This window comes from Enterobacter sp. SCRI0065 (assembly GCF_059766475.1).
Map to the genome: position 1 here is coordinate 1 of NZ_JCBAJB010000030.1, position 453 is coordinate 453.

Below are 453 nucleotides of genomic sequence, written 5' to 3' on the forward strand. Positions count from 1 at the left end.
GTTTGATCGCTTCGCGCATTCTCTCGAAGCGCTGCGCGAGCCTGCTCAACTCGTCCTGGGCGCGGGCCCCGGCTTCCACGTGCTTTTCTTCGTCCACCTGGGCGCCGGCATCGTCTCCGGTATCGTGCACCTTGCGCACCAGCTCCCTGAGCGGCGCAGAAATGCTGTGCGAGATGAAGTAGGCGAGGAAGATCGACAGCAGAACCCCCGAGATGCCGACCAGCGCAATCTGGTTGCGCACCGCCTGCGCCTCGGCCGTCAGCTTTTTCTCCGCGATGGTGCTCACCACGAACCAGGTCGTGCCGGGAATTTTTGCGTACGCAGTCAAATAGCGTCCTCCGCGCTTTCCCTCGACCGCAACAAAGCTTCGCGCCTCGCCCGATGTCGCGTTGCGCGCGAGGTTTTCGAGCAGGCCGGGTTCGGGGAGTGCGCCGATATCATTCGAGGCGTCGG

The 453-nt window shown here is 63.6% G+C and carries 1 protein-coding gene; it reads right to left on the reverse strand.

Translation table 11 applies throughout. The features are described from left to right. A partial coding sequence (locus tag AC6EMZ_RS23265; protein WP_498405179.1) for a HAMP domain-containing protein occupies window positions 1-453 on the reverse strand: 453 nt, incomplete at both ends.